The 22,798-nt window shown below is 56.0% G+C and carries 18 protein-coding genes; 10 read left to right on the top strand and 8 right to left on the bottom strand.

Annotated features, from left to right (window positions below):
* Window positions 1-5: 5 nt before the first annotated feature.
* From Q31a_RS01680 to Q31a_RS01665, 4 genes are read left to right on the top strand one after another with little or no spacing between them, the layout of a single operon-like run.
* Window positions 6-1,007 (top strand): DUF1559 domain-containing protein, encoded by a 1,002-nt coding sequence (locus Q31a_RS01680; RefSeq protein ID WP_145073043.1) that lies wholly within the window; start codon window positions 6-8, stop codon window positions 1,005-1,007.
* Window positions 1,008-1,016: 9 nt separating this feature from the next.
* Window positions 1,017-1,712, top strand: coding sequence for a class I SAM-dependent methyltransferase (locus tag Q31a_RS01675; RefSeq protein WP_145073040.1), 696 nt, complete (start codon window positions 1,017-1,019; stop codon window positions 1,710-1,712).
* On the top strand, window positions 1,709-3,028 hold the full coding sequence (locus Q31a_RS01670) for a BNR-4 repeat-containing protein (RefSeq protein WP_145073037.1): 1,320 nt from the start codon (window positions 1,709-1,711) through the stop codon (window positions 3,026-3,028). The genes Q31a_RS01675 and Q31a_RS01670 overlap by 4 nt, the downstream gene beginning before the upstream one ends.
* 8 nt (window positions 3,029-3,036) lie before the next feature.
* Window positions 3,037-3,297, top strand: coding sequence for a hypothetical protein (locus tag Q31a_RS01665; RefSeq protein WP_145073034.1), 261 nt, complete (start codon window positions 3,037-3,039; stop codon window positions 3,295-3,297).
* Between the two features lie 244 nt (window positions 3,298-3,541).
* Here the strand turns inward: Q31a_RS01665 and Q31a_RS01660 are convergent, their stop codons facing one another.
* On the bottom strand, window positions 3,542-4,966 hold the full coding sequence (locus tag Q31a_RS01660) for a DUF1552 domain-containing protein (protein WP_145073031.1): 1,425 nt from the start codon (window positions 4,964-4,966) through the stop codon (window positions 3,542-3,544).
* 100 nt (window positions 4,967-5,066) lie between these two features.
* The gene (locus Q31a_RS01655; protein ID WP_231691025.1) at window positions 5,067-7,814 is read right to left on the bottom strand and encodes a DUF1592 domain-containing protein; all 2,748 of its coding nucleotides are present in this window, start codon (window positions 7,812-7,814) and stop codon (window positions 5,067-5,069) included.
* A gap of 489 nt (window positions 7,815-8,303) precedes the next feature.
* Between Q31a_RS01655 and Q31a_RS01650 the strand changes: the two genes are divergently transcribed.
* Window positions 8,304-9,782, top strand: a complete 1,479-nt coding sequence (locus Q31a_RS01650) for a hypothetical protein (protein WP_145073028.1) — start codon at window positions 8,304-8,306, stop codon at window positions 9,780-9,782.
* A 264-nt stretch (window positions 9,783-10,046) separates the two neighbouring features.
* On the opposite strand, the gene Q31a_RS01645 is transcribed toward Q31a_RS01650, so the two are convergent.
* A complete protein-coding gene (locus tag Q31a_RS01645) occupies window positions 10,047-12,083 on the bottom strand; it encodes a secretin N-terminal domain-containing protein (protein WP_145073025.1) in 2,037 nt (678 codons plus the stop codon).
* Between the two features lie 122 nt (window positions 12,084-12,205).
* On the opposite strand from Q31a_RS01645, the gene Q31a_RS01640 reads away from it, so the two are divergent.
* A complete protein-coding gene (locus Q31a_RS01640) occupies window positions 12,206-13,168 on the top strand; it encodes a hypothetical protein (protein WP_145073022.1) in 963 nt (320 codons plus the stop codon).
* On the opposite strand, the gene Q31a_RS01635 is transcribed toward Q31a_RS01640, so the two are convergent.
* From Q31a_RS01635 to Q31a_RS01620, 4 genes are all read right to left on the bottom strand, one after another.
* On the bottom strand, window positions 13,169-14,749 hold the full coding sequence (locus Q31a_RS01635; RefSeq protein ID WP_145073019.1) for a TrkH family potassium uptake protein: 1,581 nt from the start codon (window positions 14,747-14,749) through the stop codon (window positions 13,169-13,171). It lies immediately after the preceding gene.
* 148 nt (window positions 14,750-14,897) lie between these two features.
* Window positions 14,898-16,232: a Trk system potassium transporter TrkA gene (gene trkA / locus Q31a_RS01630; RefSeq protein ID WP_145073016.1), complete on the bottom strand. Its 1,335-nt coding sequence runs from the start codon at window positions 16,230-16,232 to the stop codon at window positions 14,898-14,900.
* Between the two features lie 51 nt (window positions 16,233-16,283).
* Window positions 16,284-16,478: a hypothetical protein gene (locus Q31a_RS01625; RefSeq protein WP_145073013.1), complete on the bottom strand. Its 195-nt coding sequence runs from the start codon at window positions 16,476-16,478 to the stop codon at window positions 16,284-16,286.
* Window positions 16,479-16,558: 80 nt separating this feature from the next.
* Window positions 16,559-17,164 (bottom strand): DUF6677 family protein, encoded by a 606-nt coding sequence (locus Q31a_RS01620; RefSeq protein WP_145073010.1) that lies wholly within the window; start codon window positions 17,162-17,164, stop codon window positions 16,559-16,561.
* Between the two features lie 132 nt (window positions 17,165-17,296).
* Here Q31a_RS01620 and Q31a_RS01615 point away from each other — a divergent pair, with 132 nt between their 5' ends.
* From Q31a_RS01615 to gyrA, 4 genes are all read left to right on the top strand, one after another.
* Window positions 17,297-17,935, top strand: a complete 639-nt coding sequence (locus Q31a_RS01615) for an esterase/lipase family protein (RefSeq protein ID WP_145073007.1) — start codon at window positions 17,297-17,299, stop codon at window positions 17,933-17,935.
* Window positions 17,932-18,324 (top strand): DUF1499 domain-containing protein, encoded by a 393-nt coding sequence (locus Q31a_RS01610; protein ID WP_145073004.1) that lies wholly within the window; start codon window positions 17,932-17,934, stop codon window positions 18,322-18,324. The genes Q31a_RS01615 and Q31a_RS01610 overlap by 4 nt, the downstream gene beginning before the upstream one ends.
* Entirely contained in the window at window positions 18,321-19,076 is a 756-nt protein-coding gene (locus Q31a_RS01605; protein ID WP_145073001.1) for a helix-turn-helix transcriptional regulator, read from the top strand. Before Q31a_RS01610 ends, Q31a_RS01605 begins: the two co-directional genes overlap by 4 nt.
* A 567-nt stretch (window positions 19,077-19,643) precedes the next feature.
* Window positions 19,644-22,376 carry a DNA gyrase subunit A gene (gene gyrA / locus Q31a_RS01600; protein ID WP_231691278.1) on the top strand — a complete coding sequence of 911 codons (2,733 nt, stop codon included), beginning with the start codon at window positions 19,644-19,646 and terminating at the stop codon, window positions 22,374-22,376.
* A 154-nt stretch (window positions 22,377-22,530) separates the two neighbouring features.
* Here gyrA and Q31a_RS30645 read toward each other — a convergent pair whose 3' ends face one another.
* Window positions 22,531-22,704: a hypothetical protein gene (locus Q31a_RS30645; RefSeq protein ID WP_231691024.1), complete on the bottom strand. Its 174-nt coding sequence runs from the start codon at window positions 22,702-22,704 to the stop codon at window positions 22,531-22,533.
* Between the last annotated feature and the right edge of the window lie 94 nt (window positions 22,705-22,798).

Raw genomic sequence — 22,798 nt, 5'->3', positions numbered from 1 at the left:
AGAATATGACTGCCTACCCTGAGAACAAAACGCAGAATCAAGGTTTCACTTTGGTGGAGCTCTTGGTAGTCATTTCGATCATTGGCTTGCTAGTTGGCCTACTGCTCCCGGCGGTGCAGATGGCGCGGGAGGCGGCTCGGCGAATGCAATGTTCGAACAACACCAAACAATTGAGCTTGGCAGTACTCAATCTAGAAAATACGCACAAGCACCTGCCATCCGGAGGCTGGGGGATCCATTGGGCCGGTTTGCCGGGATTGGGCGTCGGACCGTCTCAGCCCGGAGGTTGGATCTACCAGACGTTACCCTATCTCGAACAGCAATCGCTGCACGATATGGGTGGTACCGCCCCGTCGGATGCAGAAGAAAACTCGCGGCGACTGCAAACGCCGTTGGCTGTACTACACTGCCCCTCGAGACGTTCGGCGGAACCACTCGCCAATGACCACTCCTGGGTGCCCATTCTGTATGCGCCAGAGGCGAATTTGGCTCGGAACGATTACGCGATGAACGGCGGATCGATCCCAGTCCGTTACGGAACGGGGCCGGATTCACTTGACGCGGCAAAGTCTTTTCCTTGGCCCGAGATGCGCGCCAACACCGGCGTTTGCTTTCAACGTAGCAAGATGAAATTGAGTGAGATTCGCGATGGACTCAGCAACACCTACTTGCTTGGCGAAAAACAGGTGCCACGCGCTGCCTACCACACCGGCAGCGACTTCGGCGACAATGAAAGCGCCTACAGTGGCGATGAACGCGATCTGATTCGTTACACCGGTTCCAGCAGCCTGTCAGGATTTGAGCCGCTGTCCGATTGGAAAACTCGCCATGGCCACGCCATGGACGTCGAAGGGTACAACTTCGGATCCGCGCATTCCTCAGTCACAATCATGGCCTTGTGCGATGGCTCAATTCACAACATCAGCTACAACGTCGACACTCAAGTCCATAGCAACTTGGGTAATCGACACGACCACCAATCAATTCCCAGCAAAGTTTTAGAGTAAGGTGATGATGTGAAGCATGTCCCTGGCTGTGGAAGTGTGGTCACCGGCAACCACTTCGATAAATACGCTTCGCGGAATCCGATGCATCGGTTTCTGATGCACCGTTTTCTGGGCTCTGCCAATAAGCTACTGCAGGAAATTGACTTCCAAAACGTACTTGAGGTTGGCTGCGGTGCGGGCGAATTGGCGGAGCAGTTATTCCGTCACCATGAATTCGGTACCAACACGCCCCCACTAAAGATCCAATATATTGGCATCGATATAGGCTCGGTAGAGGTACAGCAAGCGCGAGTCCGGTGCCCAGATTTTCACTTTGCCGTAGCCTCCGCCTACCAGATTCCGGTAGACGACGCGAGCCAGGAACTGGTGATTGCCTGCGAAGTACTCGAGCACCTCGAGGACGTGGATGCGGCGCTGCGAGAGGTCCAACGAATTGCTGCGGGACGGGTGCTGATCAGCGTCCCTCGCGAGCCGCTGTGGCGAGTGTTGAATATGCTGCGAGGTAAGTACTGGAGCGTGCTGGGCAATACGCCGGGACATTTGCAAAACTTCAGCGCTAGGGACATTCAACGCATGGTGAGCCGGTATTTTGAGATCGAACATGTCGTTCGCCCCTTGCCGTGGACGATGATCTTGGCGAGGTCGAGAGCGTTGGTGCCACCACGAAAGTCGATCCACAGCCCTGCAGTTGAGGAGCGCACATGACACGCTGGTTGATACGTGCAGCTTGGATCGCCGCCCTGGCCAGTCTCCCAATTATTGTGGCCTGGTTGGCTTATGGACGGATCACCAGCAGGCTGCGCACGAACAGTGCTTGGTGCTGGTTCAGCGATCCGCGAGCCTTGAGGGTCGACAACTGGCTAATCGTGGGCAGTGTGGACACCACAGGCTACACGCGAGTGGATGTCGTGTCTGTGCAAGCAGATCGAGTGGAAAATTCAACAAAATTGAGTACCGATACGGAGGTTGACGACCACAACACCCCTTCTTTGCTGCAATTGCAGGACGGCAGATTCTTAGCCGCCTATGCCCGCCACAGCCGCGACCATTTCTGGTGCTCGCGATTCGGTCTGCTCAACGAGACGACCGGAGAAATGGCTTGGTCCGAAGAGCAACACAATCCGGTTGAGGCGACGGTCACCTACAGCAATTTATTCCAACTTGAAAAGGAAGGCGGACGCATTTACAACTGCTTTCGCGGGCTGAACTTCAACCCCACTTTTTCGTTTTCGGACGACAACGGGGAAACCTGGAGCGAGCCGCGATTGCTAATGCGAACCGGAGATGGACGCACGCGCCCCTACTTAAAATACTGTTGTGATAACCAACAACGAATTGATTTTTTCTATACCGAGGCCCATCCACGCGACTTCAGTACAAGTATCTATCATCTTTACTATGAAGCTGGAAAGCTCCACCACTCTGATGGAACTTCGGTCGCGGACTTGGTCAGCAGTAACGCGATATCGCCGGAGGCTGGCACTCGAGTGTTTGATGGCAGTGAGCACCGCGCGTGGGTCTGGGATATCAAGCGGTATGCCCAAGGAATCTTAGCGGGCGTATTCGTGGTCAGCCACGATGGCCCAATAGGTCGTGACCTTCGCTACTATCATGCGCTATGGAATGGCGGACTGTGGAAAGTCCAGTTTTTGGCTTTTGCTGGGTCCCATCTCTACGAACCCGAAAACCATTATGCAGGTGGCATTGTGCTCGATGCTCGAGATCCGAACCGCGTCTTTCTCTCTTGCAACTGTCAGCCGCACGATGCGAAACAAGCCTTGAATGGCTATCGCTTGTTCGAGGGCAATAAATCCTCGGCGAATGAATCTTGGAGTTTTACGCCGATTGCCAAGGGGCATGCCGGCGACCAAATTCGTCCATACGCATGTGATGATAACCTGCTATGGCTGCAAGGTTACTATGCGAAGTACACCGAGTTCAGAACACGTGTACACTGGACTAAAATCAAGTCAGTGGTTCCCATCCCAACAGCGATCCCGGCAGCAGCGGTGACCGAGTGAGGTATTCCATGCCCGACAGCAAGCATCAACCAGCTGACAGCGATGAGCCCGACGACACGCTGGAAACTTTCAGTTTCCAAGCGGTCTGGCAAACTGCGGAATTGTGGGCATGGTTAGCAATCTTCGCCATGCCCATCTTATATTGGATTTCTGGCGAAGCAGTTTCCCGCGATCAAGCAATGATTCGCTGGGTAATGATCGTGGCAACCGTCGTGTTAGCTACGATCTCCACCATTATGCGACTGCGAGCCTACTTTGCGCTCCGCTAACGCTACAACTTGACTTTGTGAACCTCAGTGAACTCTGCTGTCACTGCTCCCGCATCGAATATGCATCACAGACTCGGCTTCAACTACTTGCCACTGGCTGATCTGGTGAGCAGCATTGCCGTAGCAAACGGTCTAATTGTCCAAATCCAACAGCCAGTTTTGGCCGTCTGACCGATGCCCCGGTGGATGCAGTCGAAATCGCAGACATCGAGTTGTCGTTATTCACAGCTTGCGAAAGCGGTAGTTAGGCTCGGATGGAATCGATTTCCTTTCCTTCGCGATCGTTGGGCCCAATCCGATCTTGGGTGTCGAACGCGCTGAGCATTGTGTTGTAGACATCGATTCCCTCAGCACCAACGTCCATGATCTGGCCCGTCTTAAAACGACCATTGGCTCCTGTGATAGCGTGAAAAACTCCCGACAGTTCACGTTTAACATCATTGTGGCGTCCGTCACCCGACTCCGTCGAAATCGTGATCAGTGAGTTTTCTAGGATGGTGCGTCCATTGGCTTCCATGCAATCCTCCTCGTCCAAGCGATGCAGGAAGTAGGCTATCTCGCGCATCTTCATGTGGGCATGCGCTCGCAACTGCTCATTCTGCTTCTTTTCGTTGAACTGATGCCACCATTCGTGACTGCAGCCTCCCGATCCCGACTTCCCAAGTTCCCGTTCGTCGTTGAACGCATACACAGCACGTCCGTTGTATTGATAGTCTCCCCTTAGGCGCAATCGCTCGCCAGCAGCAAGGAAGGTCAAGGCGCCGAAGCGGGCTCGATCCATCTTCACGGCCAGTGCATACAGGTCGGCCTGCAGTCTCCACTCCGTGCTAAGATCGTCAATGTTCATATCAATCCCCTCTCCCCCAGGATCCGCTGGTCCTCCGTGAGGAATCTGAGATTGAGGCGGCAACAAGGGAACGTTGGGACCAAGCTTCTTTAACGAAAAGGCCCGCTGCTCAAACTCGCGGATTCGATCCAGATGGTCGATCACTCGGGCCTTCGAGGCGGCTCCCAGTGGAGAGTTAGGGCCGGTGTAGAATTGAAAATCCTGCACCACAGAATCGAGCACGCTGTGCCGGAGTCGAGCACGCACATCTTGATCCCCCCCTCCATCAGAAACCGCCCCAAACACTCTTTCGAACAGATCGCGAGGCTTCTCTTGGATCGTCGCCGCTACGGTTCCATCCTTGTTGTAGCTGTGCACGTAGCGTCCCACTCGGCTTCGGCGGAAGAATGTACCAGCCAGTAACGTGGGCACCATCCCTTGGGGAAGCCCCTGTGGGTAATGAGCTCGGCGAATAACTTGGTCGATCGAGGCACCACCGGCCCTCGCTTCGCCATCGGGCGGTGTAGCAGTGAATGCTCCAGATGCGCCATCGTAGTGAGCGTTGCTCCCCTTTTCGTCGCACCGAATTTGGTCGACGTTGCGCATGATGAGCAACTTGTCGCTCAGCGACTGAAGCGGCTCGAGGACTCCCTCAAAACCTTCCGTTTGTAGCGGAGCCGGAATGCCCAGTCCAAAGAAAACATTGAAAGCGCGAACGGGCACCTGGGCCGGTTCCGCGCCGAACGCTTTGCTGGTCATCATCTCTTCGAGAAGCGGTAGTCCGATCGTGGCGGCACCGATACTCCGCAACATGGTTCGACGATTGATGGCAGGATTTCTCATCAAGAGACCTCTTATTCTTATTCGAAGATTGATTCTCGGACTGACCGGTGGAAAGCACTTCGGCTGGACGGCGATATCCCTTCCGCCAATAGGGACCGTCCTAGTCGATGGCCGATAATTGCGACCGTTGCCGCATGACAAGTTCGCTGGAAACAATAGCGGTCATCAGGCTTTGGTAGGTGCCTCCGTTGCGTTGGCTCTCTTGATGAATCTCTCGAATTTGCTGAGCATCGCTGGCCACCAAGGGGCGCCCAATCGCAAACTGGGCAACCTTCCAGGTGACTGTCTCCCGAACGCGTTCACTCGTTGCCAGCAAATCCATCAATTCGGCGGAAGACTTGTACTTGACGGCCTTGGCGTTCCCAGGAAACAGAACTTCTCCATCCTCGCGCAGCGCATTGCCGTACTCGTCACTCTCGTGGCGTGCGCCGATCCCATCGAACTGCTCCAAACCGAATGCGAGTGGTTCAAACTTGGTATGGCAGCCGCCACAGGAATCGGCAGCAATGCGCATTTCAGCGACGGTCCGTTGCGACAATCCGGGACGCGAAGGAACCGGCGTCAAATCGAGTCCAGGCGGAGGCTCCCCCACCGCGCCGCGCAACACATCGTTCAGTACGAACAAGCCGCGAGTCACCATGGATGCGCCATCCCCGCCAATCGTCAGAAGACTTCCTTGCGTCAACAATCCTCCTCGCGATGGGACATCAGAAACATCGTAACGCTGCAAGCCAGCCCCCTTCGGCTCCAATCCGTAGAGCTCTGCTAGGCGAGGTGTGGCAAAGGTGACCTTCGCATTGAAAAGATCCGAGAGGGGACGTTTCTGTGTCCAGACAATCTCCCGAAAAAAGGCTAGGGATTCGGCCCGCATGTCAGCCGCCAGCTCAGCGTTCCACTGCGGAAAACGCTCCGCATCGGGCTGCATATTCGCCAGTCGATCTACATCCAACCAATTTGACACAAAGAGCTCTGAACGTCGCACAGCGCGAGGATCCGTCAACATGCGTTCGGCCTGCTTTTGAATTTGCTGACGACTGCCCAACTGCCCCGAGCTAGCGGCCTGCATTAAATTCGGATCAGGCGGCCCACCCCAGATAATGTAACTCAGTCTCGAAGCCATTTCATATTCGCCGATGCGTTCCTCTCCACGCTGATCCTCGATGCGGTAGATGAAACGCGGCGACTGCAGCATCGCCTCAATCATCAGGGCGACGCCCTCTTCAAAGGATCCACCCGCACTTGCGACCGTGGTGCCAATACCGCTGTACAACACCTCTTCGCGTTTGGTCAGCGGTCCGCGCAACAGCCACTCGCCCATTGATTCGACGAAATCGCGAGCGCTGGCGTCCGTATTCAGAGTTTGCTTCTTGGTAAATCGACTTGCAAACTTTGGAATATCGAGGCGGTCGACAATCAGATTGGCAAGCTGGGCGTAGGCCTCAACATGCTTCAAATCTACATTGAGGTTGTACGCCGTGTTCGTGAAGCCATCCGCTCGTAGATCGCGTGGGAGCATGCGACGCGCTTCCGCCTCAATATCGATACCTACTGCGGCTCGAACCGTTTCGATGTACTCATCGACCGTCAAGCGTTGAACAAAAACATCAACCTTGGAGCCAGCTTTGGCGTAGAGTGCCTGATCAATCATTTCACCTGACCAGATGGCACCCTCACTGAGCCACTTGCGTAGCAGTTGCTTCTCAGCATCGGCCAAGGGCTCGCCCTCTGGCGGCATATCACCGGCAGCAACCTGTTCCCACAGTAGACTTTCCTCGGGTTTCCCCGGAACGATCGTGTTGCCGCTTTCTCCACCGGCCATCGCCGCCGCCCTCAGCGAGAGATCGAGTCCACCCTCTTTAGTAGTCGTACCATGGCAATCGAGGCAATGCTTGGACAGGAGCGGAGCAATATGGACTTCAAAATCCCGAGTCCGCGGATCGACCGCAGGTCGCTGGCTTTCCAATTCCATGGCAAGCAACTCAGGGTCCAACTTACCGCCATCCGCTTGGAAGTTTTGACGAATTTCCTGTACGGAAAGTGCTCGTTGGTAAATGGCCACCAGATGCAGCTCGCCTAACCAAGGGCGATTGCCGTTGGCCTCGTTGGCAAGTAGCAGTGGAAAATTGCCGTTCCAGTTCGAAATATTGCCGCCCAACCGCTTCGATGCCTCCTGCTCACCATTAACATAGAGTTTCGCCTGACCCTGCTTACTCAACGTGTACACAACGTGAGTTCGCTTGTTGAGTGCAGAGCCTCCAAGTCCCACAAGCGATGGAATTCCATTGCTGCTAGTGGTGCTTGAGCGCAACCGAACCTCGTATCGATTCTGGTCTTGCCCCAAGGTAAGATTGCGTTGATTCGCATCGGTAGACATGCTGACGATCCGGGCGGGCCCCTTCTGCCGATCATTCGCTGGCGTTATCCAAGCTTCCAGCGTTAGGCTCCCTGAGTTTACGAGTGAATCGGCGAGCCGCTGCGTCGAGCCGATCGAACGGAGCGTCGTTCCTTTCACAATTGTCAGACCGCCACTGGACCATCGGACGGAATTCGGGTTCTCAATCTTGAGGTCGATGGGGCTCGCCACGCCTGCGAGATCCCGTACCACATCCTTCGTATGATCAACACCGGCCGCTTGATCAAAGGTGTACAACACCTGCACTCCGCGAGTCACTCGCGCTTCGGCCGCTTCGGCCGGTGGGTTGACGGGGCAGATCGCTCCCCCCAGGACGACGAACGTCAAACATCGGATGCGATGCAAGTCCAGACACAGTAGCGGCACAACAATCGCCCTTTTCAACAACACAATGGCCAGAATTTTCGCTAAGCTTAGATCGCTCGAGATTGTCAACTTACACCATCCTTCAGGCAGCCGAAACTCCGCAAGCGGTATTTTGGCATCTTGCCAGGGCGTCCATTGAATCGCTCACTGCTCATGACACCAGCTTCAGCCTCGCACGTCCTACTCTTAGTAGTCCTGATTGCCGTGTCTGCGTTTGCAACCAACGGCGCGATTGCCGTTTGGGCAAGTCGCTCCTCAAGACACTGGCTTGCTCGGGCATTGGTAGTTGTGGGTACGATGTCGCCCTTACTATTGGCCGGCGCCATGGAACCCTTCGCGATACTTGGGCTCCAGTCTCTGACCATCCTCTTGGGACTTCAAGTAAGTCGCTGGCTACCTTATTTCAGAGGTCGAAATTTCAGAGGTCGAACGGTTCCAGGTGTTGATAGGACGGCGGAGACAAGTGTCCCAGCGACGGCATTCGACGCCAAATTCTCCATAGCAACTCTCATGATTGCGTCGGGGATGGTGGCCTTTGGAATGACCATCGGAATACACATGCCCCTACTAAACGGGGCCGCCTGGACGTCGGTAGTGGTGATAGGACTCTGCATGGGAGGTTGTGTGCTGCTGGGCACCGCTTCTGCGCCCAAACGTTTTGCGTCAAAATCAGGTGGCCTCAAAGGACGAGCCCTAATAGGCCTATTGTCGCTAGCAGGTGCTATTCTGCTCGCACTGCCGCTCCTAGCATTCGACTGGTTGATTCCCTCGCTGTTGAGCCAATTTATGGGTTGGCCACCGGAATCCTCCTTGGATATCCTCACTACCTCTGAGGATCAGCCCTATGCTGCCATTTGCTGGCTGCTTATCTGCCCTCTTGTTTTCACTGCGTCGCGATACGCATCGCTTCTCCTGCTCCTCTCAGCGAATCGCCCCCTACGCGCCAGAACACACCGACCACAACAACTGAGCCAACGAGTTGTTAGGCGAATAATTCCTGGTGCAACAACGTTCACAATGCTCGCCACCTTGATTGTCGTCGAGTGGCAATTCCTGAAACCATCCGGAGTCGCAAAACTCCAGCCGCTCGAGTACAACGCGTATCAGAGTATTGGAGAAGCTGGGGCAGTGATCGAACAATCGGATTTTTCGCAACTGCGTTCCGATTGGGAAACCGCCTCACTTGCCAAACTGGTCCCTTCCATTCAATCCATTGAACCTACCTTAACGCAATTGCATGACTTACTGCAGAGTCCCTGCCGAGTTCCCGTGGACTACACGAACAACGATCTTTCCTGGCTCGATGCTGCCAGCAATTTTCGCTCCGCATCTAGAGCGTTGGTTGCCAGCGGCAGGTGCTCCCTCGACGCGGGAGAATGGGACAAGGCTAGCACAAGTTTTTTAGACGCTTGCCGCTTGGGAGTTAGCGTGCGGCATGGAGGATTGCTGATTGATTACTTAGTAGGGATTTCCTGCACTTCCATTGGCAGTGTTCAACTCTACGAACACCGACATCTCTTCCCACAGCAACTCAGTCGATCCCTAGCTCACAACCTGGCTACGATGAGCAATCAACTGGAAGAGTTCACTACCGTCCAGGATCGCGACCGTGCATGGACTTTGGCAACGGGCGGCTGGCACGCTCGGCTACAATTATTCATTTACGAGGCTGCCGGAAATTCAATATACCTCAGCACTGGATACCTGCGCGACATCTTGCCCTTTGACCAGGCAGGCCTTCGATTACTGGCCATGGAGTTTGCACTTCAAGATTATTACTTCGAACATCGGCAATGGCCAAGGGAGGCGACTGAGCTCGTTCCCGTTCACCTAGAAAGACTGCCCATCGATCCATTTGATGCTCAGCAGGGTGCGCTGCGCTATGTGCGCACAGTGGACGGATATCTACTCTACAGCGTCGGAGCGAATGGGACAGATGATGGAGGCCAAGCACCTCCCGAAGATGATCGAACGATCCACTACCCCTCGGCCTCCGGGGATATCCAAGCTGCGGATTATTTTACGCTACTCGAGTAGCTGCAGTGGCAGAATTAAGCCAACCACTCTTTGCTCTGAAAATCTCCAAGGCGGGCTGGCGAATTGTGCAAATCGACTCGAATGCCCTTTCGTCGCCCCACTTGGCTGGCCCAGCAGGAGCAGTCAATTTGCGATTAGCTACACCTCAGAACCTCCTCCTGCATCCGCTACTCATGACTAGCTCAGCCATTATTCGCACAACGAATTGAGATTCGGTGTCAGTGAGACATAAGCTTGCTACTTCTGTTGAAGATGCAGGCAGCATTAAGTAACGGAGATGGTTGGCCCAGTGTCCCGAACATCTGTCGGAGCCGACTCCTGATCCTCGGAGCTAGGCTGTTCTTCCTCCGGCGTCTCAGCTTCAGCCCCCTGTTCTTCAACGGGAGTCTGTTCTACGGGAACCTGGAACTCCTGCTCGCCGGGGATTACTAGTGGATTCGGTGAAATGCGACTCCACTCCTTTTTGAGACGTTGCAGGTACTCAAACGTCTCCGGCTGTCGCGATGCATCCACGACTCGCACCGTACTTTGGCGACCGCCTTCGGGAGGCAATTCACCGAGTTTCACCAGCAACTTCTGCACTTCTTCCATTTCGATGGGGTTGGCCCATAGGAGGACTTGATTGTCCTGCACATTGGCTCCAACTCGCATCTTATCCTCCTTCTTGTCGCTGCTATTGCGGGACGAGTAGGGGTCGTAGTAGGAGTAATAGGACCGACGACTACTATTTTTGCTCGAATCCTCCTCCTCGGCCCCCATCAAGAATTTGATGCTGCCCGCTACCGACTCGGCATCGAGTCGCCGAAGCTGAACCACTTCGAACGAACGCCCCGATCCGTCCAAGCGATCGATCACCTGTTGAATCAAGTATTGGTCGGCAATGGATGCATACGCAATAATTGCATTATTGTTCTCATCGACCTGCAACCGAGAGGTGGGTTCGAGCACATCCATGGCAATCAGCGAAGAGACCAGTTCGCTGGGGCCAAGAGAGCTCAAGCGAAATACTTTCATGCGAGTTTGCATGCGTTGGTAATCGGCAGCATTCTCATTGCGCACGTCAACGCGGGCGATGAAAGAGGCGATGATCGCCATCTTATTGGGTTCGGCATGGACAATCACACTGTTGCTGCGATCATTGGCGACGATATAGACATCGTCCGAACGAGGTCGACTAGGCGCGCCACCTCCGCCGGAGCTGCCACCACGCGAGGCTTGCTGCATTTGCTGCATCTGCTGCTGCATTTGTTGTTGCATCTGTTGCATCTGCTGCTGCATCATGCGGGACATATCACCACCCCCTCGACTGCTGCCACCGGAGGCGCCGGACGAAATCCCCAGGAAGGCTTCGAGCTGTTCTTTGACGAAAAATGCGCGAGCGTGCTCCAGGACAAACTCACGGGCTAAGTTCTCCAACGCAACGGTCGATTGCTCTTGCTCCAAAATATCGTTGATATCGCGGAGATTTGCCGCCGCATCGATAGCCTCCAGACGGTTGGTGGATGCCAGTGGCGTCAGCTTTCCATTCTTGCTCAACATAGATGCAAATTCCGCATGCACCTCTTCAGCCAGCAACCAGGTGAGCGTGAAGGAAGTTCGCACATACTGATGCGGCGGAACCTGAGCCAATTCACTGGGACGAACGCGTGGGACCAAAGCCGGATTGAGCCCTTCGACCTTAGCAACCAACAGCGTGCCACTATCCTCAAGCATCGTAAACCCGCGCAGCAGAAGTGCTCGATTGATCATGTCTCCCGTCTCTTCCAACGAATACGGACGCTGGGTAGCCAGATTGATGTAGTCGCCGGGGAGCTCTTGCCAATCAAACGAGAGCTTGGCGACCGTGGCGTACCATCGCAAGACATCGGGCCAGGGTTGATTGCGAAACTGAAACCGCAACAGGCCGTCTTCGAGCGCTACCTCGAGCTCTTTGGGATCTGGTGGTTCCGGGGGCGCGCTGGGACGCGTCACATTTTTGTTTTCATCCCCTCCTGGCTTGTTCGCCTCGCCCTCAGGCTGCTTGTCCGAATCGGGCTTTCCATCAGGTTTGGGGGCTCCCTTCGGTGGCGTCCCTTGACTGGGAGGTTTACCACCACTGGCGGCGCGGGCCTTGGCTTCCATCATAGCCTTGCGCACCTCGGGCGACGGACTAGCTGCTGGAACCGCAGCTTCCTGGCTATATGAAGGAGGAAGGTTTGCGAACATCCCCCAACCGATCATCAAGCCCACGCATGCCGTCAGGACGCGACACCAGGCACGGGTGACGCTGGGACTTACTGAATCTGCAATTGTATGCATCATAGAATCTAGCAACTCGAACTTCGACGACTCAATTAAAATTTGCCCGCAGCACTGGAGTACTCAGTATGGCCCAGTGGAGCGGATAATTCCATCCAAACCTCCTCGGAAATGGCATAATTCACGTGGGCTATAAGGTCATTTTAGGTGTCGATGAAGCGGGTTATGGCCCCAATCTGGGCCCTTTAACCATGGCCGCGACGATCTGGCGCGTGCCGGTGGCTATGGGCGAAGCGGAGGTCCTCGAGTGCTTCTCGTCCACGTTTAAGCCGCGTCCCTGGCGGGCCAATTGCCAGCACCTGCCCCTGGGGGACTCCAAACAGCTCTACAGCCCCAGCACGGGCCTGCAATCGCTGGAAGTAGGCCTGCTGGCACTGCTCCAGCTGACCGGCTGCCGCCCCCGCAATCTGGCTGAGTTGATTGAGAGGGTGGCGAGCTTGCCACTGGACAATTCACTTCCCCCCTGGTACAGGGGACTCGACAACTTACCCACCCCCCAATCACCAGTTGAGGCAGGGGAGTTGGACCGCCTGTCCGCACTGGCCAATGGAGCACTTGCAAAGTCGCAGATCACTTTACTGGGCATGCGCGCCGTGATCGTGCCTGCGCGAAGCTTCAACGCTCAACTAGGGACGCTGCATTCCAAAGGGTTCTTGCTCAGCCAGAACACGCTACAGCTCGTGGCGGAAAACCTGCAATACGACGAACCCGCCGAGATCTATTGCGATCGGCAGGGAGGTCGCAAGAACTACCTGCCCTTGCTCGCTGACGCCCTACCGGAGGAATGGTTCCAAGAAACGGCGATCAGCAATGCACGCTGCAGCTATCGAAATTCTCGCCAGCCACAGCGGAACATTCACTTCAGCGTCCGAGGCGATACCTTCCCACCAACGGCGCTGGCATCGATGCTCGCCAAGTATTTGCGCGAGCGTTTCATGCACGCCTTCAATCAATTCTGGCAATCCCATCTGCCGCAGCTTAAGCCGACGGCCGGTTATCCGCTCGACGCCAAACGCTTCCGGGCCGCTATCGAATCCACCGCAGCCCGACTGCAACTTCCCGTCAGCGACTGGTGGCGGGAAAAATAGCTAGAGCTTTCGCCAGAAGGCGGGAATGAACAGCACCAAAATGCTGAACAGCTCCAGTCGCCCCAACATCATCAAGAACACGAACCAGAGCTTGCTCCACGGCGAGAATCCGGCATAGTTGGCGGTTGGCCCTACCACCCCCAAGCCTGGTCCAACGTTATGCAACGTAGCAATCACCGCACTGGCACAATCCAGCAATTTATGATCTAGCTGGTTTTCCGCCCCGACAACTTGGGGTTGCGCATTCCACTGCGTATCGGGTTCCACGGTGATCAGCAGCAACCAACTGAAGGCAAAAATGGCAGACACCAGTCCCACGTACACCAGGATGTGTTTTCGAATATTGATATCTTCGATAATCTGATCGCCAATTCGCAACGGGCGAACCACGTGAGGCCGGTAGGTTAACTCCAATTCATGCCGCAGAATTTTCACGAACATAACGTGCCGGATAACCTTCATCCCACCGCTTGTGCTACCGGCACACCCTCCCACGAACATGATCAGCAAGAGCACGCCACGGCCGAAATTATTCCAACGATCGAAATCCTGCGTGCCATAACCGGTCGTGGTAAGCACCGACACCACTTGGAAGAGCGCGTATCGCAAGGCTCCGAAGAAATTCTCGAAATCGTGGCTCCATAATCCGAAGGTCACGATGGCCGCAGTCACCACCACGATAATGCAGATGTAGACCTGGAATTCAACATCTTTCAACAGGCGGTCGACCCGACCGGTAGACACGAGCAACAGCAGGCCAAAATTGCTGCCGGCCAACACCATGAAGAGCACGGTGACGTAGTCGATCCAGGGGCTGTCAAAGTGCCCCAGACTGGCGTTGTACGTACTGAAACCACCGGTAGCCATCGTGGAAAACGCATGGCAAAGCGCATCGAAGACCGACATCCCGAGCCACCAATAGGTCATGGCGAGCAACAGGTTCAACAGCACGTAAATGGAGGCGAAAACACCAGCGGTTTTCTGCATCCGACTGTACGACGAGTCCTTGGTGGGGCCGGTAATCTCAGCCCGCATCATGGCTTTACCGCTCGCCCCTTGGCCCAGGAGAGCCACCAGCAACACGACGATCCCCAACCCGCCCAGGAAGTGTGTACTGCAACGCCAAAATAGAATGCAGTGCGGCACCAATACCGGATTCTCCAATTCCCCTAAAATCGTGGCGCCGGTTGTACTAAATCCCGATTGAGATTCGAACAGGGCATCGACGAAGGAAATGGGAGAACCATCGGGATGTCGCGTACCGCTGAGCACGAAGGGCAGGGCACCGAGCAGGGTCGCTAACATCCAACTGAGCCCCACGGTAGCCATGGCTTCCTTGCGAAACAGCTTCTGCCCCTTGGCGGGGCGTCCATACCAAGTGAAAACGCAACCGCAAACCAACGACACTAAGCAGCTGGTCAATAGCCCGCGAAAACCAGCCCACTCAAAGGCTTGTGGCCGTGTTTCCAATTGAGCTCGCCATCCCAGCACTGGATGAGCCCAGGGAAGTGAGAAGAGCATGGTGACCGCGAACAGCAGGCAGATGACACCTAGCATGCGGCTTAACAGGCGGAAATTCATGAATATCGGTTCGCGAAAAGCGTGGTCGGTTGGCGATCATAGAACAACAACAACTCGGGACCTGCTACCGAAATGCCCCGACGGGGATTGGCACCCAGGATTCCGGTCACGGATTGCACGACACTTGCTGCCGCTTAGCCTGGAAAAATCATTTAAAGGCTTGCACGACTTGGTCGACGCAAGCGGCGGGCGCTAGCACGAGAGCGGTGTTTCCCACTTGCAAACTATCGGCGGCTGTGGGCACGCGGACGTAATCCTCTTGCAGGACAGCCGCGACCAAGACCCCCTCTGGAAAAGGAACTTCCGCCAGATTGGATTCGGAAACCTGAGCGCCTTCCAGGACTTCCAACTCCAAAACAAAAATATTGCTAGCAGGCAATTGCAGCTGACTCAGCACGGGGCCTTCGGTCATCAATCCCAAGATCTGTCGCGCCATGGCATCCCGCTCACTCACCGCGATGTCAATTCCAAGACGGCCAACAATTTCGGCGTAGTCGGGACGCCCCACAATCGCCATGATCTGCTGAGCCCCCAGCGACTTGGCCTCAATGCCAGACATGATATTGTTTTCATCATTTCCGGTGCAGGCGACAAAGTAATCACAGCCACTCACACGCTCCTCTTCCAGCGTCAATTTGCGAGTCGCATCCGCGTGAACGACCGTGGTACGATCCAGGTGCGTGGCCAAGTAATCGCAGCGTTCAGAGTCCGACTCCAGGAGCAACACCTTGTGCCGCTGGGCATCGAGGGCTTTAGCAAGGTGATAGCCAGTCTCTCCCCCACCTGCGATAACGATAAATTGCCGCTTGGGCCTTCCTAAGCTGAAGGTTTTCTTAAACTCCTGCAGTTCGTCGGGACGGCCAATGAGGCTGACCCAGTCCCCAAGATGAATTTCATCATGCGCTCGGGCAATCCAAGTTTTTTTATCGCGGCGAATCGTACCCAGCCGAACATGCTGCGACATAGCCAGTTGCTTCAAGGGCTTGTTCAAAGAATCGCTCAGGCGAGTCACCTCAAAATCGGCCACTTCCAACTGGCCTCTTGCAAAATGTTCCAGTGTTAAACTTTCCGGATTGCGGATGGCGCGTGCCAGTTCCATTGCGGTCAGATGCTCCAAGCTGAGCAGGCGATCGATGCCGAAATGGCGCTGATAGTCGAACGTACTGAGATCGCGGAAGACTGGGGTGTAAACACGCGCTACCGAGCGCCGCACCCCCATCGCCTTGGCCATGCTAGCCGCCACCATGTTGACCTCGTCCTGCCCGGTAACCGCCAAGCAGACATCGCACCCCATGACGCCAGCCTGGAAAAGCACACTCGACTGCGAAGCAGAGCCCTGTATGGCGCGCACATCTAAATCATGGTTGATGCGACGCACATTCTCTGCGTCAGTATCCACGACGGTTACGTCATGGCGGTAGCGGCAGAGTAGATCAGCGATCCAGGTACCAACCGTTCCACCACCTAGAGTGAGCACGCGCATGGAGATATACGTTCAGAAGAGCTTGAAGGGTAAAACGAGTGGTCGCTTCGACTAGACCAACCAGGATACAACCTGGAGCACCACATAGATACCGAGCATGAACGAAGTGATCCAGAGAGCGTTCCGCACCGTTTGCTCTACGATTAACCTCGGGACTTCATGACGCGTTGCACCAATCACACACGATACGGCGACCAACAGCGGAAGGTACAACAGGAGGTACCCAATCGACATATTTACAACCATGCTCTCTCCACAACTGATGTGTTCAGGAAAAGGTACCGGCGCCAGGTTCGCAAGGCGTCTATTCCGCCGCTTACCAGCAGTTAAGCGGTTGCCTCAATCGTGTTGGCTTCCGCAGCATCGGCCTTGGAAACGCTGGCATCCGCCGCATCCCCCTCAGGCGGCCGGCGACGCTTCTTGGGTACGGGAGGTGGCAGTGGCCCGCTGTACGCATCATAAATAGCCAGCACATTCAAAAGTCCGGCAATCATGGTATACAGCGTCCCCATATCAAAACCAGACGCGGTCTTTTCATTCCAGCGATCGAGGTCTGCGGTGCTTCGCGGCGCGGCCATGAACCCAGGACCATCCGCTTGGCCCGCGCTGGCCCCCACCCAAGCCTGATAGGCGGCGGGCAGGGCAGGCAACCCGACGGCAGCCTGCAAGGCATACTGCCAACGCTTCTCGGTCTGATCCCAACAAGCGTAAACACAGCGGCAGTTGGAAATCACCATGCCAATCACAAAGCAACTCAGAATGGCCGTCGAGAAGATGGCCGATTTCAGATATCGTGCTTGGAAAGCGTGCCCGGCACCAGGTATCAACCAAGCTAAGACAGCGGCCAAGTAGCGATTCCGCAAATCGAGTTCTTCCCCGTCTGCTATAACGATATGGCCGCTGCCAGCGAATTTGTGCTGCGATTTGTCCATGAACTGCCTATTCCCTGTATATACCAACGGAGGGGGGTACACTCCGGTGCTGTAACCGCGTTTTGCCTGCCATTGTAGCTCTCACACTCGAACCGCCTAGATCACGCCCAGACCTCCGCTTGATTGCTTGCCATGACGACTCCTCCCACCGAATGTGTCATTCTGCTGCATGGACTGGGCGGCCATCGCTGGCTAATGCAGCCGCTCGCCCGGCGAATCCATAAGGCCGGGTACCAAGTCCAGCTATGGGGATACCGCAGCTTCCTGAGCGATACGGCCACGCACGCTCAGCATTTTGCCAGCTGGCTCAGCCAACTAGCACTCAACGCAACCTGCACTCGCATACACATCGTGGCTCACAGCCTGGGGAGTATCGTTACCCGCTTGGCGCTACTCCACCACGTGCCTCAGAATCCAAGACTCGCCGAGCTAATCGGCCGGACCGTTATGATTTGCCCCCCCAATCACGGATCTCATGCGGCCCGACGACTCACGCCCTGGGTGGGCTGGCTCAGCCGCCCGCTGGTGGAATTGAGCGATAGCCCCCACAGCCTAGTTCGCTCGCTGCCAGAAGATCTTGCCTTGCGGCACGCGATCGGCATCATTCGCGCCAGTCGCGACTATGTCGTCTCCCCAGGCAGTACCGAATTGCAGGGGGTTACGCAGTACACGACGATCCCAGCCACACATTCGAGCGTCCTTTTTAGTCGCCGAACTGCGGAACAGACTCTCCACCTCCTCTCCACAGGAAAGTTCCTGCCCAACTCATGAACACGCTGTTAGCCTCCTGCCCAGACAAACCGAATTGCGTCAGCAGTCAAGCCACGCGAGCCGAGCAGGCGATGCCGCCACTCCATTTCAGTGGGGACCACCCCCAGGCGCTCGAGGCGGTCGTCACACTGCTCTCTTCAATGCCCAGAGTCAAGCTCGTAGAGCGTCAAGCAAACAGCCTCCACTTCACCTTCACCAGCCTAGTCCTCCGCTTCGTGGACGACGTTGAGTTTGCCATCGCACCGGACACCCAACTGCTCCACTTTCGCTCCGCATCGCGACTTGGGTATTCCGACCTGGGGGCGAACCGCAAGCGAATGACCATGCTTTGCGAGCAACTTTGCCAACAGGGAATCTTCACTTTAGCCCCCGCCCCCCAGACCTCATGAATTCGATCCAGCGCGATTTCTACCAACAACTGGGGCAAGTGCAGAGGTTTCAAGAGCTGTTCGAACACCTGCCGGGGATCTACTTTTTCGTCAAGGATGCGGAGAGTCGCATGATGGGAGCCAGCCCTGGGATCCTAGCTCGCTTCGGGTTGAGCCATGAGGACGATATCATCGGCACGAGCGACTACGATTACTTCCCCCAACACATTGCCGCCAAATTCGTCGAGGATGACCAGCAGGTCATGCAGACCGGCACGGCCCTCATCGGCCGTGTTGAAATCTGGTACACCGAACAACGCCTGCTGGATTGGTTCATCACCAACAAGCACCCCATTCGCGACGAGCAGCAGCGAATCGTGGGGGTCATGGGAACCGTCCGCAGCTACGAGGGAAGCCGGCGGTCCTTCCAAACATACACCCAGATCGATAAGGTCGTGGAGCACATTCGCGAGCGGCACGCCAGCCGTTTGACGGTGACCGATTTGGCGCGGATTGCCGACCTCTCTCCCCGGCAACTGCATCGCAAGTTCCTGGAATTTTTCGGGATGAACGTGCAGGAGTTTCTCTCGAGAACACGGATCCAAGCTGCTAGCGATGCGCTGCTGAAAACAGACGCTCCGATCGCCGACATCGCCCTCCGCTACGGCTTCTGCGATCAAAGCGCATTCACCCAGCAGTTCAAGAAACACGCTGGAATCACCCCACACAAGTTTCGCAAGATCAACGCGCAACAACCCAAACCAGTCCCTTAAGTTTAGGCGGCATTTCGCTGGAAGCCGTCGGCTGCGCTCGGCGAACGCGGACTGCTGCCCCCGCACATCCTCCGGCAGCATGGCCCGGGCAGTGCGGTTTACACAAGGCCGCCGATCGCTTTTTTTGACCCTAGCCCGACGACCGCTTGGGACACTTAAAACACATGTCGCAAATCGTTCTGCGGCAACAACTTACAACAACCGCTCGCAATCTTCGGCCCGTTGTGAGAATCGCCCCAAACTGGTATATTCGGGCGCTTTAGGTGACGGGCAATTCTGGACGCAGAAAAATTGCCAACACCGGCCATTGAGCACGTACCGGGCGACGCGCCGAAAGCACTGCTGAAGCGAGGCTGAAACAGCCTCCTCACGGTCTGTTGGGAGTCCCCGCCCCCCTGAGCAAATTTGAAGGATTCTGGCTTGTCTGACGTACCCCCCAACGACTCCGATTCCAATGCCTCGAACGCTGGTGCAGATGGCGGCAATGGTGACGAGATCTTTGATGGCACCCGCATTGTTGATCAACCGATCGAAAACGAACTGCGCGACAGTTACCTGACCTACGCGATGAGCGTGATTGTGAGCCGGGCGCTGCCTGACGTACGGGACGGACTCAAGCCTTCTCAGCGAAGAATCTTGGTCGCGATGAACGACCTCAACCTCGGCCCAGGCTCCAAGCGAGTCAAGTGCGCCAAGATCTCCGGGGACACGAGCGGCAACTACCACCCGCATGGTGAAGCCGTCATCTACCCGACGCTGGTCCGCATGGCGCAAGAGTGGAACATGCGGCAGGTACTCGTCGACAAACAGGGGAATTTCGGCTCGATCGCTGGCCTCCCCCCAGCGGCGATGCGGTATACCGAAGCTCGGTTGAGCGCGGCCGCCGCCATGATGCTCGACGACATCAAACTCGACACCGTCGATTTCGTCCCCACCTATGACGAAGCTCGTAACGAACCCGTCGTGCTTCCAGCCCGCTTCCCCAACTTGCTGGTCAATGGCACAACCGGGATTGCAGTGGGCATGGCCACCAGCATTCCTCCCCACAATCTGCGCGAGGTGTGCACCGCAGTTACCGCCTTGGTGGATGATCCCGACATCAGCCTCGATGAACTGATGGAGATCGTCCCCGGGCCCGACTTCCCGACCGGTGGGATCATTTGTGGCCGCTATGGCATTCGCCAGGGCTACCGAACGGGACGCAGTACCGTTGTTGTCCGCGCACGCACCAAGATCGAAACGATCAAGAATCGCACGCGAATCGTCGTGAGCGAAATCCCGTTCCAGCAATTCCGCGATCGAGTGATCGAACGCATTGCCGGACTGGTCAGCTCGGGCAAGATCAAGGGTATTTCCGGCATCCGCGACGAGAGCGATCTCAACGAACCAGTGCGGATGGTGATCGATATCAAGCAGGGGCATGACGCGGACATCGTCCTCAATCAGCTCTACAAATTCTCACCACTGCAAGACACCTTCTCCATCATCTTCTTGGCATTGGTCGACGGCAAGCCGCGCGAGCTAAACATCAAGGAGATGCTTCAAGAGTTCGTGCGTCACCGCGTCGAGGTAATCCGCCGGCGAACCCAGTTCCTACTGGCTCGCGCTCGCAAGCGAAAACACACCATCGAAGGCCTGTTGCTCGCGCTGGCCGACATCGACCAAATCATCCAGATCATTCGCAGCAGTCGCACGCAGCCCGAAGCGAAAGAACGGCTGATGGGTGTCCAGGTTCCAGCGTCCATGATGGAGCGCGCCCTGGGTGACAATGGTTTCATCGAGTTCCAGCGGGATCGGGGAGTCTCCGACACCTACTCGCTAACCAGCGTCCAAACCGACGCCATTTTGGCCATGCGTTTGGGACAGTTGGTCAACCTGGAACAAGATAAACTCACCAACGAACACGCTGCCTTGCTCGTTGAAATCGATGGGTATTTGACCATCCTGTCTGACCAAAAGAACATCTACGACATCATCAAAGATGACATGGCGGAGATGATACGACGCTTTGGAGACAACCGTCGCACCGAGATCTCCCACGAAGAATTGGGGAACTACAACCTCGAGGATTTGATCACCGAAGAAACGATGGTGGTCACGATCAGCCATCGCGGCTACATCAAGCGGACTCCCTCCATCACCTACCGAGCTCAACGCCGTGGAGGCAAGGGAATCAAGGGCGCCAAGGTCGAGGACGAAGATCCTATCGAACACTTGTTTGTGGCCAGCACACACGCCTACCTGCTGTTCTTTACCAGCCAAGGAAAAGTCTACTGGCAAAAGGTTTACGACATCCCACAACTGAGCCGTGAAAGTCGTGGGCGGGCAATTGTAAACTTGCTCAATTTGGCGGCTGACGAAACGATCACAGAATGCGTAGCCATTCGCGACTTTGACCTCCCCGGACACTTCTTGATGATGGCCACCAAGAAGGGGCTGGTGAAGAAAACCCCACTCGACGCCTACTCCCGTCCCAAGCGAGGCGGCATCATCGCCATCAAGCTCAAGGACGATGACGAATTGGTCGATGTCGTGGTGGTCGGTCCCGATGACCAAGTCCTAATGGCTACCGCAGGCGGCAAGGCAATTCGCTTTTCCGAATCCGACGCCCGCTCAATGGGACGCAACACCTCCGGAGTCAAAGGCATTCGCCTGAAAAAAGAAGATTCCGTTGTAGGCATGGTGGTCACCAACCCAGAAGCAACGCTACTGACGGTTTGCGAACAAGGCTACGGCAAGCGGACTTGGTTTGGAGCTGGCGAGAAGCTAGCCGTGGTCGACGACGCAGAAACGGTCGATGGCGAAGTCACCGCCACCGCTGAGACGGCAGAAGCACCAGAGGCCGATGGCGAGGACTCTCCAAACTCCAGCCAATCCTATCGTACCCAACGACGTGGTGGCGGTGGCCTGATGGACATCAAAGCCAGCAAGCGAAACGGACCGGTGATCGGTATCGTTCCCGTGACCGACGACGATGAACTCCTCATGATGACCTCGCTAGGTAAAATCCAACGCGTCGCAGCCAATGAGATCAATATCATCGGTCGCAACACGCAAGGTGTCCGCATCATGAACGTGGACGAGGGAGACACCCTGACCGCTATCGTCAAAGTGCCCAAGGAGGATGTCGTGGACGAGGAGGAAGTCGCCATCTCCGGCGCCCCTGCTCCCGCTGGCGAGGTCCCCGTAGAACTGCCCGATAGCGATAGCGATACCAGCGCGGCGTCCGAACCAGAAATGCAAACGCCTCCAGAGGACGACTCCATCGACTCGGATAGCCAAACCGACGAGAACGAATAATCGCTGCAGCCCAGCTTGCAGAATCAGCCGCAGCGTGGTGGCAGCTTGTCGAAGCTGCTACCCGCCGCAGGGCGGCTTGCTAAAACAGTCCCCCGCCGCGCGATGGCTTGTTGAAATTGCTGTCCGCCCTGTGAGCAAGGATAGATGGTTGCCGCTACCGGTCGATGGAGGTGCTCCCTTCACGGTCAAACAGGTTGCGCTCTGAAACCGATGAGCCGCGTGCCTTCAGCACTCCACCGACCACGGCAGCATAGCGCCGGACGCGCTGCCCCTCCAGCGCGCTGAACAGCATTGCGATTGCGCGAGAACCGACTACACCGACAGCCACCTAGTGCCCAATCGGCTCGCTCAATCGCACGCCTACCGTGCAGAGCAGAGCAGGGGAGGCAACATTTCTACCACTGGCCCTTCTCGCAAAGTGA

This window comes from Aureliella helgolandensis (genome assembly GCF_007752135.1).
GTDB classification, from domain to species: domain Bacteria; phylum Planctomycetota; class Planctomycetia; order Pirellulales; family Pirellulaceae; genus Aureliella; species Aureliella helgolandensis.
The sequence above is the reverse complement of the archived record's forward strand: the minus strand, read 5'-3'. Positions and strand labels throughout refer to the sequence as shown.

Coding starts and splice junctions, on each gene's coding strand:
- Q31a_RS01680 (WP_145073043.1), top strand. CDS start 6: ATGACTGCCTACCCTGAGAACAAAACGCAGAATCAAGGTTTCACTTTG.
- Q31a_RS01670 (WP_145073037.1), top strand. CDS start 1,709: ATGACACGCTGGTTGATACGTGCAGCTTGGATCGCCGCCCTGGCCAGT.
- Q31a_RS01665 (WP_145073034.1), top strand. CDS start 3,037: ATGCCCGACAGCAAGCATCAACCAGCTGACAGCGATGAGCCCGACGAC.
- Q31a_RS01660 (WP_145073031.1), bottom strand. CDS start 4,966: ATGAGAAATCCTGCCATCAATCGTCGAACCATGTTGCGGAGTATCGGT.
- Q31a_RS01650 (WP_145073028.1), top strand. CDS start 8,304: ATGCCCCTACTAAACGGGGCCGCCTGGACGTCGGTAGTGGTGATAGGA.
- Q31a_RS01645 (WP_145073025.1), bottom strand. CDS start 12,083: ATGATGCATACAATTGCAGATTCAGTAAGTCCCAGCGTCACCCGTGCC.
- Q31a_RS01635 (WP_145073019.1), bottom strand. CDS start 14,749: ATGAATTTCCGCCTGTTAAGCCGCATGCTAGGTGTCATCTGCCTGCTG.
- trkA (WP_145073016.1), bottom strand. CDS start 16,232: ATGCGCGTGCTCACTCTAGGTGGTGGAACGGTTGGTACCTGGATCGCT.
- Q31a_RS01625 (WP_145073013.1), bottom strand. CDS start 16,478: ATGGTTGTAAATATGTCGATTGGGTACCTCCTGTTGTACCTTCCGCTG.
- Q31a_RS01620 (WP_145073010.1), bottom strand. CDS start 17,164: ATGGACAAATCGCAGCACAAATTCGCTGGCAGCGGCCATATCGTTATA.
- Q31a_RS01615 (WP_145073007.1), top strand. CDS start 17,297: ATGACGACTCCTCCCACCGAATGTGTCATTCTGCTGCATGGACTGGGC.
- Q31a_RS01610 (WP_145073004.1), top strand. CDS start 17,932: ATGAACACGCTGTTAGCCTCCTGCCCAGACAAACCGAATTGCGTCAGC.
- Q31a_RS01605 (WP_145073001.1), top strand. CDS start 18,321: ATGAATTCGATCCAGCGCGATTTCTACCAACAACTGGGGCAAGTGCAG.
- gyrA (WP_231691278.1), top strand. CDS start 19,644: ATGAGCGTGATTGTGAGCCGGGCGCTGCCTGACGTACGGGACGGACTC.